General features: G+C 59.9%; 10 protein-coding genes. 3 read left to right on the forward strand and 7 right to left on the reverse strand.

From position 1 onward, the window contains the following. Window positions 1-4 precede the first annotated feature (4 nt). From AC13DD_RS05535 to AC13DD_RS05560, 6 genes are all read right to left on the reverse strand, one after another. A complete protein-coding gene (locus AC13DD_RS05535; protein WP_008172679.1) occupies window positions 5-2,509 on the reverse strand; it encodes a circularly permuted type 2 ATP-grasp protein in 2,505 nt (834 codons plus the stop codon). An 89-nt stretch (window positions 2,510-2,598) separates the two neighbouring features. Further along, window positions 2,599-5,901: a transglutaminase family protein gene (locus AC13DD_RS05540; protein WP_053113309.1), complete on the reverse strand. Its 3,303-nt coding sequence runs from the start codon at window positions 5,899-5,901 to the stop codon at window positions 2,599-2,601. A 35-nt stretch (window positions 5,902-5,936) separates the two neighbouring features. After that, on the reverse strand, window positions 5,937-6,875 hold the full coding sequence (locus AC13DD_RS05545) for an alpha-E domain-containing protein (RefSeq protein WP_008172676.1): 939 nt from the start codon (window positions 6,873-6,875) through the stop codon (window positions 5,937-5,939). A gap of 1 nt (window position 6,876) precedes the next feature. Then, the gene (locus AC13DD_RS05550; RefSeq protein WP_053113310.1) at window positions 6,877-8,337 is read right to left on the reverse strand and encodes a circularly permuted type 2 ATP-grasp protein; all 1,461 of its coding nucleotides are present in this window, start codon (window positions 8,335-8,337) and stop codon (window positions 6,877-6,879) included. A 14-nt stretch (window positions 8,338-8,351) separates the two neighbouring features. Beyond that, window positions 8,352-9,413: a zinc-binding metallopeptidase family protein gene (locus tag AC13DD_RS05555; protein ID WP_053113311.1), complete on the reverse strand. Its 1,062-nt coding sequence runs from the start codon at window positions 9,411-9,413 to the stop codon at window positions 8,352-8,354. 115 nt (window positions 9,414-9,528) lie between these two features. Next, window positions 9,529-11,112, reverse strand: coding sequence for a flavin-containing monooxygenase (locus AC13DD_RS05560; RefSeq protein ID WP_053113312.1), 1,584 nt, complete (start codon window positions 11,110-11,112; stop codon window positions 9,529-9,531). Between the two features lie 325 nt (window positions 11,113-11,437). On the opposite strand from AC13DD_RS05560, the gene AC13DD_RS05565 reads away from it, so the two are divergent. The 3 genes from AC13DD_RS05565 to pntB all read left to right on the forward strand — a co-directional run bounded on the left by AC13DD_RS05565 (window position 11,438) and on the right by pntB (window position 15,156). Further along, the gene (locus tag AC13DD_RS05565; RefSeq protein WP_039881970.1) at window positions 11,438-12,070 is read left to right on the forward strand and encodes a TetR family transcriptional regulator; all 633 of its coding nucleotides are present in this window, start codon (window positions 11,438-11,440) and stop codon (window positions 12,068-12,070) included. A gap of 104 nt (window positions 12,071-12,174) precedes the next feature. Next, on the forward strand, window positions 12,175-13,752 hold the full coding sequence (locus tag AC13DD_RS05570) for a Re/Si-specific NAD(P)(+) transhydrogenase subunit alpha (RefSeq protein WP_008172671.1): 1,578 nt from the start codon (window positions 12,175-12,177) through the stop codon (window positions 13,750-13,752). A 12-nt stretch (window positions 13,753-13,764) separates the two neighbouring features. After that, a complete protein-coding gene (gene pntB / locus AC13DD_RS05575; RefSeq protein ID WP_053113313.1) occupies window positions 13,765-15,156 on the forward strand; it encodes a Re/Si-specific NAD(P)(+) transhydrogenase subunit beta in 1,392 nt (463 codons plus the stop codon). A gap of 30 nt (window positions 15,157-15,186) precedes the next feature. Here the strand turns inward: pntB and bamE are convergent, their stop codons facing one another. Then, window positions 15,187-15,492, reverse strand: coding sequence for an outer membrane protein assembly factor BamE domain-containing protein (gene bamE / locus AC13DD_RS05580; RefSeq protein ID WP_053113314.1), 306 nt, complete (start codon window positions 15,490-15,492; stop codon window positions 15,187-15,189). Between the last annotated feature and the right edge of the window lie 231 nt (window positions 15,493-15,723).

A 15,723-nucleotide genomic window follows, 5' to 3' on the forward strand; every position in this document is an offset into this window, starting at 1 on the left:
TGCCTCAATCCGGGTTCACAGACCGGTCGGAATACCGGGTGTGAATAAAACACTGCCGCTGAATTTCATCAGACACACGATAGGCCTCCGACCGGATGTCACACAATAGCTCCGCCAGGGCTTCACAGGCTTTGTCCGGGCGCTTGCGCTCAAACGGATGCAAATCAAGCGCTCGCAGCCGCTGCAGCGATTCGTTCAGATCCGGCGGAAACAGCTGGCCGGTTTTACGCCCCATTTCCGGCAGGTCCTTCTGCAGCTGGCGCAGCTGGAACATCACCGAATGAGGGTTGCTTGCGTCTATCACCAGGGTATGGAGTACCCCCAGAAGCTCTGGTGTCCGACGGTACCGGGTGCGGTAGGTGACTTCCGAGTTGGCCACTTCCAGCAGCCACTCGAGCATGGCATGGCGGCTGAACCGGTCGCTGAACAGGGGCACGCAAATCAGCGTACAGAGATTGGCCAGTCGCTCCAGGCGCCGGCCGATCACCAGGAAAACCCAGCTGGCATCCCGCGTAATGTCATCCATCGCAAAGCCCGCCAGGGAGATGCAATCAAGCAACACCAGGTTCAGTGCCCGAATCGACCGGTCTGGCGTGGTTGGCGCCGGGCTCAGGGGCTTGCCCACCCGATTGAGCGTGTGCCAGTTGTCGGAAGACAGACGGTCCCGGACCTGGCTGGCGTTGAACAGCAGGGCATCAAGAATCGACGCGATTGAACCCGGAAATTGCAGGTCACTCACCGCTCTCAACAAGGCGTCGGGAAGCGGCTCGGGGACCGCATCTTCTTCAGGCTCCGGAAGGGTCCCGAATTGTTCGGCTGCCTGTTGCAGCCCGAGCAGGGCTTCTTCGCTGGCCTGGTCGTGGCCCGACAGACGGTTGAACGCCGCCCGCAATAAACGGGCAGTTCCCTCCGCCCGCTCCGAGTGCCGGCCCATCCAGAACAGGTTTTCCCCCACCCGGGAGGGCGTGTCCCGCTCGCCGTCGAGCAGGTCAGACACCTGCAGCCGTCTCTTGATCAGTGACTTGGAGGGAGCCGTGTAGCGAGCCTGTACCCAGGTGTCCTTCGACAGCCCTCCCCGTTGCATGGAGATGACTTCCACACCCGCATCCATGGCGACCCGGGTCAGCCCACCGGGCATGACCCGCCAGCCGGAAGGCGTGGCCGCCGCAAACAGCCGCAGGCCGATGGACCGGGTGGCCAGCGGCTGCTCCGGATCCCCCTTCCAGACCGGCGCCTGGGAAAGATGGACGAGCTCCTGGCCGACAAAGGCATGGGGATGGGCATGCATCTTCTTGATCAGGGCGTCCCGCTCTGCACCTTTCACCTGGTAACCGAACACCGGCTCCATTCGCATGCTCGCGAAGGCCGGTTTAATGACCAGCTCGTCCAGGTGCTCAATGACATAATCCAGAGCCGGTTTCTCACCACACCACCAGGACGCCACCGACGGCATAGCCAGAGGCGAGCCCAGTAATTTCTTCGAAATCTCCGGCAAAAACCCGAATAACGCCGCACTCTCAAGCACCCCGGAACCCAGGGCATTTGCCATCAGCACCTTGCCTGCCCGCACCGCTCCCAGAAGCCCGGGAATCCCCAGCACGGAATCGGCGCGAAGCTCCAGCGGATCACAGAAGCCATCGTCCAGCCGGCGATAAATGGCGTGTACCCGCCGCAGGCCCTGAAGCGTTTTCAGGTACACCGTGTCATCTCGCACGGTCAGATCCTGGCCCTCGACCAGCGGCAAACCCAGGTAACGGGCCAGGAACACATGTTCGAAATAGGTTTCGTTGAAACGGCCCGGGGTCAGCAGAACGCAAAGCGGTGACTCGGTTCCGGCTGGCGACATGCCCGCCAGGCTGTTCTGGAAACCCTGGAAGAATTCCGAAAGGTTGGTTACCGGCAGGTTGTGGAATGGCGCCGGGAACGCCCGGGAAATCACCAGCCGGTTCTGAAGGGCGTAACCGGCGCCGGAGGGCGCCTGGGTACGGTCTGCCATTACCCACCAACCGCCGTCTGGTGCGCGCGCCAGATCCACGGCATACAGGTGCAGGAACCGGCCCCCGGCAGGCTGAATCCCCTGGCAGGGCCACTGGAAACCCGCCTGCCCGTAGACCAGGGCCGGAGGCATAAGACCTTCTTTTAACAGCGACTGCTCGCCGTATAGATCGGCCAGAACGCTGTCCAGGAGCTCTGCACGCTGGGCGACGGCTTTCGAGAGCCATTGCCATTCATCGGCGCCCAACACCAGCGGCAGCAGATCCACCTCCCAGGGTCGGGTATCGCCGCGGGGGTCTTCATAGACGTTGTAGGTTACGCCATCTTCGGCGATGGCATTGGAAACCGCCTGAGCCCTGAGGTTGAGACCAGCGACAGACTCAAGGTTCAGCTGCTGCAACAACGGACGCCAGTGCGACTTGGGCCCGGAACCCCCGGTGCCAAGCTCATCAAACCGGTCCGGCACCGGATGGTACTGGCGGAGGATGTCAGTAACTGCTTGCTGCTTCGCCACCTTGAATTCAGGCTCCGTTAGTCAGTGAGCTGGAAGCATAGCCGCTTTCTACTCTCCGGAGCCAGCATCAAACCACATGTCCAGGCATCTTATTTGTGATATCGCAGATCCAGGGTAAACGGAAACTCCCGATGCTCCGGAACCGGCCGCAGGGGCTGTTGCCCCGAGCTGTGTCCCATCCGGAAGAAGCGCGCCATGCGGCGGCCTTCCGCTTCGAACGAGTTCACCGGCAAAGTCTCGAAATTCCGGCCACCGGGATGGGTCACGTGATATTCACAGCCGCCCAGGCTGCGTTCATTCCAGGTGTCCACGATATCAAACACCAAAGGCCCATCCACACCAATGGTCGGGTGCATGCACTGGGATGGCTGCCAGGCCCGGTACCGGACGCCGGCGACCGATTCACCCACCATCCCTGTTGGCTGAAGCGGCAACGGCACCTGATTGCAGGTGATCTGGTAACGATCCGGGGCAGCGCCGCGTACCTTCACCTGCAAACGCTCCAGGGAAGAATCCACGTAGCGGGCGGTGCCGCCGATAGCGCCGTGTTCCCCGGTCACATGCCAGGGCTCCAGAGCCGAACGCAGCTCAAGGGTTATGCCCTTGACCTTGTAATCGCCGATCCGGGGGAACCGGAACTCGAAATGGGGCGCGAACCACTCGCTCTCGAGCGGGTAACCCTGGGCCTTCATATCGTCGATGACGTCCTCGAAGTCCTGCCAGACATAGTGAGGTAGTAGGAACCGGTCGTGCAGCTCGGTTCCCCAGCGAACCAGCCCGCTGGGTTTGTAGGGCTGCTCCCAGAATCGGGCCACCAGCGCCCGCAGCAGCAATTGCTGGGTCAGGCTCATGCGGGCATGGGGTGGCATCTCGAAGGCCCGCAACTCGAGCAGACCATGACGCCCACCCGGGCCGTCCGGGGAATAGAGCTTGTCGATACAGAACTCGGCCCTGTGGGTATTGCCGGTGACGTCCGTAAGCAGGTCCCGGAGCAAGCGGTCCACCACCCAGGGCGCGACTTTTTTGCCCACAGGGCATAACCGCTCCATCTCCCGGAACGCCAGTTCCATTTCGAACACATGGTCGTTGCGCGCCTCATCAATCCGCGGCGCCTGGGAACTGGGACCAATAAACAGGCCGGAAAACAGATAGGACAGGCTGGGATGGTTATGCCAGTAGCTGATCAGGCTGCGCAGCAGATCCGGGCGCCGCAGGAACGGGGAATCCTCTGCCTTTTGCGAACCCAATACAAAATGGTTGCCACCACCGGTGCCGGTATGACGTCCGTCCATCATGAACTTCTCGGAGGTCAGCCGGCACTCATAGGCGTCCGCGTACAGAGTCTCAGTCTGTTCAACCAGCTCATCCCAAGTCCGGACCGGCTGCACATTCACTTCGATCACCCCGGGGTCTGGCGTGATGCGGAAATGACTCAACCGGTGATCCGAGGGTGGCTCATACCCCTCGAGCAGAACCGACTGCTGCAGCTCTTTGGCGGTTTTCTCGATGGCGGAAACCAGGGCAAGGTATGGCTCCAGCTTCTCCAGCGGCGGCATAAAAATACGAAGAATGCCCTCCCGGGGCTCCACGCACAGGGCGGTGCGGACAATCTCGGGTGCCGACTTTCCTTTTTTAGGCGGCGCCCGTTCCGGCGACACCTGCCCGGACTGGCCCCGGCTGTTCCATTGGCGGATTTCCTCGCTGGCCGGCAGCTGGCCACGGGGCGCAAACGGGTCCTGCTCATGGATCCAGGGGTAATCGGCTTCCTCCACCCAGGGCTGGCTGTCCAGAGGCAGCCGGTGCCCCATGGGGGAGCCGCCCGGAATCAGGTAACAGCGTTCACTGCGAAGGAACCACGGGCCGGTTTCCCAGGCCTGTTCCTTTTCCGACACACGCAGTGGCAGCACGTAGCCGACGGGCTCATCCAGTCCCCGGCTGAAAATCTGCTGAAGCTGCTTGCGCTCCAAGGCATTCTCGAGTTTCGCATCGAAAGGATCGACGTTGACCGGTAGACGTCGTTCCCGCCACAAGTAATAAAAGGCATCCTCGAACCCCGGGAACAGCTGTTTTTCATCAACACCAAGCTCTTTCGCCAGGGCCGACAAAAACCTGTGGGCATCTTCCGGGCTTGCGTTGCCTTCGATGCGCTCATCCGCCAGCCAGCGCTCGTCCCGCCAGATCGGCTCGCCATCCTTGCGCCAGTAACAGTTCAGGGACCATCGGGGCAGCGGCTCCCCCGGATACCACTTTCCCTGGCCGAAATGAACCAACCCGCCAGCGCCATAGCGATCCCGCATCCGGTGATAGAGCTCGATGGCCTTCTTGCGCTTGGTGGGGCCCATGGCCTCGGTGTTCCACTCCGGCTCGTCCCGGTCGTGATTCGCCACGAAGGTGGGTTCACCGCCCTGGGTCAGACGCACATCCAGTTCTGTCAGACGCTGGTCCACGTCATGGCCCAGCCCAACGATGCGTTGCCACTGGGCCTCGGTATAGGGTTTGGTCACCCGAGGTGCTTCCCAGATGCGCTGAACGCTCATCTGGTGCTCGAACTCGACCCCGCACTCCTCAACCATGCCGGTAATTGGCGCCGCCGAGGACGGATCCGGGCTGCAGGCCAGCGGGATATGCCCTTCTCCGGCAAACAGGCCGGACGTCGGATCCAGCCCCACCCAACCGGCGCCCGGCAGGAAGACTTCGCACCAGGCGTGCAAATCGGTGAAGTCTTCCTCAGCGCCCGAAGGGCCATCCAGTGCTTTCTGGTCTGCCTTGAGCTGAATCAGGTAGCCGGACACAAAGCGCGCCGCCAGCCCCAGATGCCGGAGCGTCTGCACCAGCAACCAGGTCGAATCCCGACAGGAGCCGGAGCCCTTTTTCAGGGTTTCCTCCGGGGTCTGGACGCCCGGCTCCATCCGGATCAGGTAATCAATACGGTCAGCAAGGCTCTGGTTCACACCCACCAGGAAATCCACGCTGGGAGTTTCCTTGCGGTCTATGGTGGCCATCCACTTACGGAATTCCGGTGTTTCCGGTAGTTTCTGTAAATAAGGCGCCAGCTCTGCCGTCTGCCACTCCTCGTATTCAAACGGAATGGTCTCTGCCCGGGGTTCCAGAAAGAAATCGAACGGGTTGATCACGGCCATCTCGGCAACCAGATCCACAGTGATCTTCAGTTCTTCGGTTTTCTCCGGAAACACCAGGCGGGCCAGATAATTGGCCTGGGGGTCCTGTTGCCAGTTCAGGAAATAACCCTCTGGTTCCACCTTCAGCGAGTAGCTGAGGATGCGCGTCCGCCCGTGCGGACACGGACGCAATCGAACTATTTGCGGGCCCAGGCTGATCGGGCGCTCATAGCGATAGTGGGTGGTATGGCTCAGGGCAACGTGAATCGACATGGAACCTATCTCACAGGCGAATAAAATTGGGAGTTTCAGGCTGTCTCGTAGACAGGAAACCACGTCTCTGCAATATCGTCGTGAAGCTCACCGATTTCTAACTGCAGTTTTTCCAGGAACAGGATCACGTCCTCCTTGCGGATCAGTGCATCCACGTCCCCATCCCGGGTGTGACGTACCGCCTGCAACGCGGTGCGGAGCGGAATCTCGTTCCTTGGCAGACGGTCGAGAGCGCCCGCGACTTCGCTGAGGCTGTGCAGCACCGATCGCGGGAACGGCTCATTCTGCAACAGGAAACGAATGACCAGAGGCCCGCTGACCTTCCGCCGCACATTGTGACGGTACATCTGGAAGGCACTCTGATAACGCAGGACACTGGTCCACAGCAGCCCGCCATAGGTTTCGGTGCCATCCCAGCCGTCGAGGAACTGCAGGGCGCCCACTTCAATCTGCCGGGTGGCCATGTCCGCCCGCTCCAGGTTGCGGCCTACTCGGATGAAGTCATACCCCTCATCGTGACTCATGCAACCGGCCAGCAAACCATTGAGCATCTGGCAGCGACCCACGATTTCGTTGAGGAATTCGTACCTCGCCCGCTTACCAACCCCCTGATCTATGTTCTCCAGGATGTACCGGTACAGCTCGTTGATCACCTCCCAGGCGTCGGTTGGAATCTGGTCCCGGGTGGTGCGCACGTTCTCCCGGGCGGCCTTGATGCAGGAGGCAATGGAGCTCGGGTTGTAGCCATCCGCCATCAGAAACTTCACACAGTTGCGCTCATCGGCCTTCTGATGATGCTGGTCAAACAGCGCCCCCATGCCCGTCACGGCCACCAGTCCCTTCCAGGAAAGCTGGGTTTCCCGGGGCATGTCCAACGCCAGGGAATTAAAGGCCATGATCATCCGGGCGTTGTTCTCGGCCCGCTCAAGGTATCTGGCCATCCAGTACAGTCGTTCCGCTACACGTGACAGCACATCAATTCTCCTCGTCCACGATCCAGGTATCCTTGCTTCCACCGCCCTGGGACGAATTCACCACCAGGGAGCCTTTTCGCATCGCCACCCGCGTAAGCCCGCCAGCCGTAACGTAGGTTCTCACGCCCTGCAGCACAAAAGGCCGAAGATCCAGGTGTCGGGGCGCCAGGCCCTCGTCGCACAAAGTTGGGGCCACAGAGAGACTCAATGTGGGTTGGGCGATGTAGTTGCGCGGGTTCTTCTTGATCAGGCGCGCGAACTCGGTGCGCTGCTTCTTGGTGGAATGGGGCCCCACCAGCATGCCATAGCCCCCGGACTCGTTCGCGGGCTTGACCACCAACTCGTCGAGATGCTCAAGGACATACTCCTGATCCTGCTTGTTCACACACATGTAGGTGGGCACGTTCGGGATGATCGGCTCCTCATCCAGGTAGTAACGGATCATGTCCGGCACGAAGGCGTAGATCACCTTGTCGTCGGCCACGCCGGCACCCGGTGCATTGGCGAGGCCAACCTTGCCATTGCGCCAGGCTCGCATCAGACCGGGCACGCCCAGAGTGGAATCGGAACGGAATACCTCCGGGTCCAGGAAATCGTCGTCAATGCGGCGATAAATCACATCCACGCGCTCCAGGCCCTCGACAGTACGCATGTAGACACAATCATCTTCGCCAACCACCAGGTCGGCCCCTTCTACCAGCTCGGCGCCCATGCGCTGAGCCAGGAAGGAATGTTCAAAATAGGCGGAGTTGAAAATACCTGGCGTGAGCACCGCAATTTTCGGGTGGTCCTGAGGCCGGGGCGAAATCGACGCCAGCATGTCGAACAGCTGGTTGGTGTAGTCATCGACCGGCAGAATGCTGGTTTTGTCGAACAGCTCCGGGAACACCCGTTTGGTCAACTGACGGTTCTCCAGCATGTAGGAAACACCCGAGGGGACCCGCAGGTTGTCCTCAAGAACATACACCTTGCCATCTTTATCCCGCACCAGGTCGGATCCACAGATGTGCGCCCAGACCCCCAGTGGCGGCGTGAACCCCCGACATTGCTCGCGAAAGTTCTTCGAGTTGGCGAACACATATTTGGGGATGACCTTGTCCTTGACGATGTTCTGGTCGTTGTAGATGTCGTTGATGAACATGTTTAGGGCCGTCAGGCGCTGGGCCAGACCCTGCTCGATGGTTTCCCACTCCCGACGCGAAATAACCCGGGGAATGATGTCGAAGGGCCAGGCCCGGTCAATATTTTCGCCCTCGCTATAGATAGTGAAGCTGACCCCCATCTCAAGTATCGCCAGTTCGGCCGCCTGCTGGCGCGCCTGGATTTCCTCGGAACCAAGATTGCCCAGGTAGTCGGTAATCGCCGTGGCCGCAGGCCGGGGCTTGCCCTTGGCAGCAATCAGTTCATCGTAGAACTCGTTGGGATCGTAGTTTTTCCAGTCTATCGATTTGTTCTTTTTCATTTGGGGTCCTTTCGTTAACCACCGTGAGCTATTCGGTGTACCAGACGGAGTTTCTCCACCACCGGAGCCGCAAGCACGAAGGGGTAGGCATCGTCATGCCCCATGCTTCGATTCAGGCTGTTGAGCGCAAGCGTCAGGGGTAACCAGTGCTTGATCAGTGCATCGAAATCGTCGGCCTGGTAGGGGTCAAACGCAGGGTCTGGTTCGCTGTTCATTACCGGGCGCTGGCGGGCATTCACCCGCATCCCGAACTGCCAGGCAGTCTCTAATGTATCCACCATATGCAGGTAGTGTGCCCAGGTCTCGGCCCAGTCTTCCCAGGCATGGCTGCTGGCGTAGGAGCTGATGTACCAGCTCTGCCAGTCACCCGGCGGGCCGTACTGGTAATACTGGTCCAGCGCCTGTTTGTAGTCTCTGGCGTCATCACCGAACATCTCCCGAACCGGCCCAAGCCACGGCCCGGACCGGACCAGGATGTCCCAGTAGTAATGACCGGATTCGTGACGGAAATGCCCCAAAACAGTGCGATAAGGCTCAGCCATCTGGCTGCGCATCCGCTCCCGTTCCACAGGATCTGCCTCGGCAATATTCATGGTGATCACGCCATTTGCGTGGCCGGTTTTTACTTTCGCGCGTTCGTCGAACATCGCCGGCTGGTCAGCCAGAAAATCAAACGCCAGCCCGTACTGGTCCTCATTACGGGGTTCGCAGGGCAGCTCAAGGCGCAACACCGAATACACCAGACGCCGCTTTTCCTTCTCCAGACGCCGCCAGAGATCGTTGTTCTTCAGAATGCTGAGATCGGGGATGGTGCGGTTCAGTCGGCAGGCGACACAGAAGGTGTGGGCGTCCGGAGAAGGGATCAGCCAGTTGCAGGCACCCTGGTTCTGATAGTTGCCACAAAGCCTGTAGAGGTCGCCCCGGGCGACGGCCGCCCAGGTGCCATCATCGTTTGGCTCGATAGCCAGCAAGTCCATGACATCCGGGGCAAAGCCCAGTCCAGACCCACAACTGGTACAACGACTGTTTTCAAAATACAGCAGGTTGGCGCATCGGCCACAGTGAAACAGCTTCATCAGGGGACATCCTTGGCCGAGAGCGGCAAGACCATCCTTTCAGTATTGGCCAAAAGGGCCAAAACGCAACCTGGACACGCCCGAAAGCTGCCCGAAAGTCCCCCGCTGCCAACCGTTAAACGGCCAGAGCCGATTCGCGCTCGCTAACCCCGGATTCTGGTGCACGAACCAGATATTGAGCCGCATCAAAGCGTCGTGTCTGCTGACGGAACTGCCAGGTGAAGCCTGGCCATAATGTGGTGTTCTTGCCGTTTTCGTTCACGTACCAGCTCTTGCAGCCGGTCTGCCAGACTGAATCACCAAGCTTTGCGTGAATGGAAGCGTTGTAACGGCTCTGGGCGTCCGGCTTCACTTCCATGCTGCTCCATTGCTGCCGGCGCATCTTTTGGAGGGCATCCAGCACGTACTGGATCTGACTTTCGATCATATACACCATGGAGCTGTGGCCGAGGCCGGTATTCGGCCCCATCAGCATGAAGAAATTCGGGAAACCGCTGATGGTGGTGCCTTTGTATGCTTCGGCGCCATCCTTCCAGGCATCCAGCAGATCCTGACCATTACGGCCAAAGATCATGCCCGCGGGAATCGGGTCCTGGGCTCGGAAACCGGTGCCGTAGATGATGCAATCCACTTGCCGCTTGTTGCCCTGACCATCGATCACGGTGTTGCCCTGCACCTCACGGATACCCTCGGTCACCACATCCACATGGTCCTGGGCCAGCGCCGGATAGTAGTTATTGGAAATCAGCACCCGTTTGCAGCCGAAATGAAAATCCGGGGTAACCTTTCTGCGCAAGGCCTTGTCCGGAATCTGGTTGCGGATATGCCGGCGGGCCTGCAGTTCACCCAACTTCAGAATACGCGGATTGCCCACAAAGCCCAGTACCCGCGCCTCAAGCGACCAGTAGATACTCTGCCTGAACGCATTAAGTGTTTGTGGGAACATCCGGAAAAGCCGCTTCTCCACTGGCCGGATGGCACGGTCCGGCTTGGGCATGATCCACGGTGGTGTGCGCTGGTACAGGTCTACCTTTGCCGCCTGCTTCGCCACCTCCGGAACAAACTGGATGGCCGAGGCACCGGTCCCGATCACCGCCACCCGCTTGCCGCGCAAATCGTAGTCGTGATCCCAGTCCTGGGAGTGGAAACGCTTGCCCGTGAAGGATTCGATCCCCTTGATCTCCGGATACGCCGGCGTGCTCAATCCCCCCATTCCGGAAACGAGGATATCGGCCCTCAAGGTAGTGAATTCCGGCAGCCCCTTATCGGTTCGATCCAACCGGTCTCCCGGCTTCACGCCTCTTTCCTGCATGTACGCCCAAAGCGTCGGACTATCACAGGTTTCAACAACCCACCGTTGGTGGGTCTCATCAAATCGCGCTCCCGCCACGTGGGTGTTCAGCCGGATGTGCTTCATCAGCCCGTATTTCTCGGCGCAATGTTTCAGATACGCCTTGATCTCGTGCTGCTGGGCATACATCCGGCTCCAGTTCGGGTTCTGCTCGAAGGAGAAGGAGTAGAGTGCAGACTGCACGTCACAGGCACACCCCGGGTAATGATTCTGGTGCCAGGTGCCACCGATGTCGTCACTCTGCTCCAGGATCACGAAGTCGTTGTAGCCGGCTTCCCTGAGTTTGATGGCCATGCCCAGGCCGGAGAATCCGGTGCCGATGATGGCGATCTGTGTGTTCTGTGTCATTGCTGCACTCCTGCGTTGGCCCCAGTGCCCCAGCTAAACGGGACACTAGACCTTGTCTGTTGTTATCCGGCGGGTCATCATGGCCGGTAGACACATGTATACACAGCTTGGTATACAACCGTATACTCCTGGTTCGGTGATTGGCCTCAGGTGACTGATCATTGGCCTCTGCGGCGGGCTCTGGCTGGGGGGGCTGGTCATTTGTGGGCAGGTATTCCGAAAATGCTCGGAGCCAGGGATGGCGGAGAGCAAGCGTACATGGACGTACTTGCAGCGGTTTTCGGAATACCTGCCAACGCGGCCAACCTCCAAAGCAGAGGAAAAGATGAACGGATTAACCGGCGGAAAGCTGAAACTCATCCAGGCTGCGCTTCGGCTGATTACCGAAACCCGGAGCCTGACGTCGCTGGGACTGCGGGAGCTTGCCCGGGAGGCGGGGCTGAATCCGAATACCTTTTACCGACACTTCAAGAGCCTGGATGAATTCGGCCTGCAGGTACTGGGTTACATTGCCGAGGAGATGAAAGCCGGGGTCCGGGATCTGCGGCAGATGGCGGATTCTTCCGAACAGGCGTCGCGGGATACGGTGGCGTTTGTGTACCACTACTTCCTGGCCAATCCGGCGGCAACTACGGTGGCCGTGCGGGAACTCCACGGCCCCTCCCCGATACTGCGACGGGCCCTTGAATCACAGCTTGAAGCCAGCGCCCGGGAAATGGCCGAAGACATTATCGAGCGGCAACTGGTGAGCGCCGTGCCGTCCGAGACCATTCATGAAGTCTCCCGCATGACCATCCGCTACATCCTGTTCCGGGCCATGGATTACATCGAGAAACCCGCCCAGCGCGAAACCATCCAGACCGAAACCGAACATTTCATCAACCGGCAGTTCCGGGGTGCGATGCTTGATCACCTGTCGCAAACGGAAGTCGAACGCCTCGCCCTGAGGCAGGGCTGATATACCTCCGATAAATCCGCTTTCCGGGCAGATCTGGCAACCTGCACTAGTATGTAGATAACCAGAACAAGTGATCAATCGGGAAATCCGGAGGCAAACCAATAATGAAAATCGGTATCCCCAAGGAAATCTTTGAGGACGAGCGGCGAGTGGCCGCCACGCCACCTTCTGTTCACAAGTTAATCGGACTTGGTTATGACGTGATCGTGGAAGGCGGCGCCGGCGAGGCGGCGAACTACTCCGATGCCGCCTATGAAAAAGTGGGCGCAGCCATCGCAGCCGATACCAGCTCACTGTGGAAAGAAGCCGACTTTATCCTCAAGGTCCGCGCGCCCATGGAAAATCCGGCACTGGGCAAACACGAAGCGGATCTGATGAAGGAGGGCGCGTTTCTGGTCAGCTACATCTGGCCAGCCCAGAACCCGGAATTGCTGGAAAAGCTGGCCGCCAGAAAGATCACGTCTTTCGCCATCGACAGCCTGCCCCGCATCAGCCGCGCCCAGAAGATGGACGCACTCAGCGCCATGGCCAACATCGCCGGCTATCGGGCGGTGATCGAGGCGGCGAACCACTTCGGGCGTTTCTTTACCGGGCAGGTTACCGCTGCTGGCAAGGTGCCACCCGCGAAAATCATGGTCATCGGTGCCGGGGTGGCTGGCCTGGCAGCCATTGGCGCGGCCAACAGCATGGGCGCTATCGTGCGGGCCTTTGATACCCGGCTGGAAGTAAAGGAACAGGTCGAGAGCATGGGCGCCGAGTTCCTGGAACTGGATTTCGGTGACGAGGAAGGCAGCGGCAGCGGTGGTTACGCCAAGCAGATGAGTGACGAGTTCATCAAGGCGGAGATGGCGCTGTTTGCAGAGCAGGCGGAAGAGGTGGATATCATCATCACCACCGCCCTGATTCCCGGCAAACCGGCACCGAAACTGATCACCGCCGACATGGTAAAATCCATGAAGCCCGGCAGCGTGATCGTGGATCTGGCCTCAGAGCGAGGGGGTAACTGCGAACTGACCGAACCGGGCAAAGTCGCCCATCAACACGGCGTTACCCTGATCGGCTACACCGACCTGCCCAGCCGGATGGCCAAGGTGGCCAGTGATCTGTACGCCACCAACCTGGTGCATCTGCTCACCGAGCTGACACCCGAGAAAGACGGCACGCCGCTGGTGAACATGGAAGACGAAGTCATCCGCGGCCTGACGGTGGTTCACGAGGACGAAATAACCTGGCCGCCGCCACAACCGGAATCGCCGGTCAGCCCCAAGCCCGCACCGGGCACCGAGGAGCCTTCAGCCGAAGCAAAAGCGGCCGCCAAGAAGGACGCGGACCGTCGCAGCCTGATCGGCAAAGGCGTTCTTCTGGTGGTGACGGCCCTGGCGCTCTACGGAGTGGGCGCCCACGCGCCGGAAAGCTTCCTGCAACACTTCACTGTGTTCGTACTGGCCTGCTTTATTGGCTGGCAGGTGATCTGGAACGTAACCCCTTCCCTGCATACCCCCCTGATGAGCGTTACCAACGCCATCAGCGGCATCATCGTTATCGGCGCCATTCTGCATCTGGCCCAGGCGGAGAATATTGCCGTTGGCATCATGGCGTTTGTGGCGGTGCTGATTGCCAGCATCAACGTGGGCGGTGGCTTCCGGGTCACCCATCGCATGCTCAAAATGTTCCGCAAGTAGGAGGCGCCCGATATGAGCACAGGACTGGTGAGCGTGGCCTACGTGGTCGCAAGTATCTTGTTTATTCTCAGCCTGGGTGGCCTCAGCCACCAGGAATCGGCACGGCGCGGTAATCTCTACGGCGTCGCCGGCATTATCATCGCGGTGGGGGCCACTCTGGCCAGCGTAGACGGAGGCATTACCGCCATCATCATTGCCGTGTTGCTCGGTGCCGGCATTGGCATTCCCATCGCCAACAAGGTGGAAATGACCCAGATGCCTCAGCTGGTCGCCCTGCTCCACAGTTTCGTGGGTCTGGCGGCGGTATTGGTAGGTTTTTCCGGTTATATCGAGCCGTTGATTGCCACCTCCGGTACCGAGCACACCATCAAACTGGTGGAGGTGTTTGTCGGCATTTTTATAGGTGCCATTACCTTCACTGGTTCACTGGTGGCCTGCGGCAAACTGGACGGCCGAATCGACAGCAAGGCGCTGACCCTGCCCGGACGGCATCTGATGAACCTGACAGCGATCATTGTCTGCGTCTTGCTCGGGGCCTGGTTCCTGGGCACCGAGAGCATGGCCCTGGGAATCGTTGCCCTGATCCTGATGACCGCCATTGCCTCGGTCCTCGGCATTCACCTGATCATGGCTATTGGCGGCGCCGACATGCCGGTGGTGGTATCCATGCTAAACAGTTACTCCGGGTGGGCCGCCGCTTCCATCGGTTTCATGTTGGGCAATGATCTGCTGATTGTCGTTGGTGCCCTGGTGGGCAGCAGCGGTGCCATCCTCAGCTACATCATGTGCAAGGCCATGAACCGCTCGTTCATCAGCGTGATTCTCGGTGGCTTCGGCCAGACCAGCAGCAGTTCGGCGGCCGCGGACGCCGATCAAACGGTGCACGAATCCAGTGCCGATGATGTCTGCGAGGAGTTGCGCAACGCCCAGTCGGTGATCATTGTGCCCGGTTACGGTATGGCGGTGGCCCAGGCCCAGAACGGCGTCAGCGAGATGACCAAGATCCTTCGGGAACGGGGCGTAAACGTGCGTTTCGGCATTCATCCGGTGGCCGGCCGTCTGCCAGGGCATATGAACGTGCTATTGGCGGAAGCCCACGTCCCTTATGACATCGTGCTGGAAATGGACGAAATCAACGATGACTTCCCGGATACCGACGTGGTGCTGGTCATCGGCGCCAACGACACCGTGAACCCGGCCGCCGCCGAAGACCCGGGCAGTCCGATTGCCGGCATGCCGGTGCTGGAGGTCTGGAAGGCCCACCAGGTGGTTATCCTCAAGCGGGGCATGGCCACCGGTTATTCCGGGGTGGAGAATCCACTGTTCTTCAAGGACAACGCCCGTATGCTGTTCGGCGATGCCAAGGAAAGCATCGATAAGCTGGTAGGAGGCTTGCGGGGCTGAAGGCAGCCCCGCGCCTGTTTTCTTCGGGAGTTATTCGGTGGTGTTGTACACGTAGGACGACACGGTGCCGTCCTGGTTGAACCGCACCACCAGGTCGGTGGTTTCCGCTTCACCGAAGGCAGACCACTTGTACTTGCCATAGGTCCAGGTGCGTTTGCCGTCTTCGATCCCGGTGCGCCACGGCTCGCCGAACATCTCCTGGATATCGGCCCGCGTGGTTTCACCAATCTGGATCTGGTCCACATTGTGGGTGGCGAAGTCTTTGCCGACAGTCGCACAGCCCACCATGGCCGCCATCACCAGAGCCACGCACAACGTTTTAACCGAACCAATCATCGACATACGTATCCCTCATATTCGGGTGAATTTCACCCATCATAACGTGTCTCTGAGCAGACGCGATTACGAAGACGACAGGTTTCCGGAAAATCGGGATAGGGGGGAGCCATGAGGCTCCACCCCTCCCACACCACCCGGCATGCGGGTCCGCACCGGGCGGTTCGAGACGTTGAGGGTTCACGAGAGTCTCGGCACTCCCAACCGGTCGAAGTAGGCAATCGTCAGGAC

This window comes from Marinobacter sp. L-13, assembly GCF_056857715.1.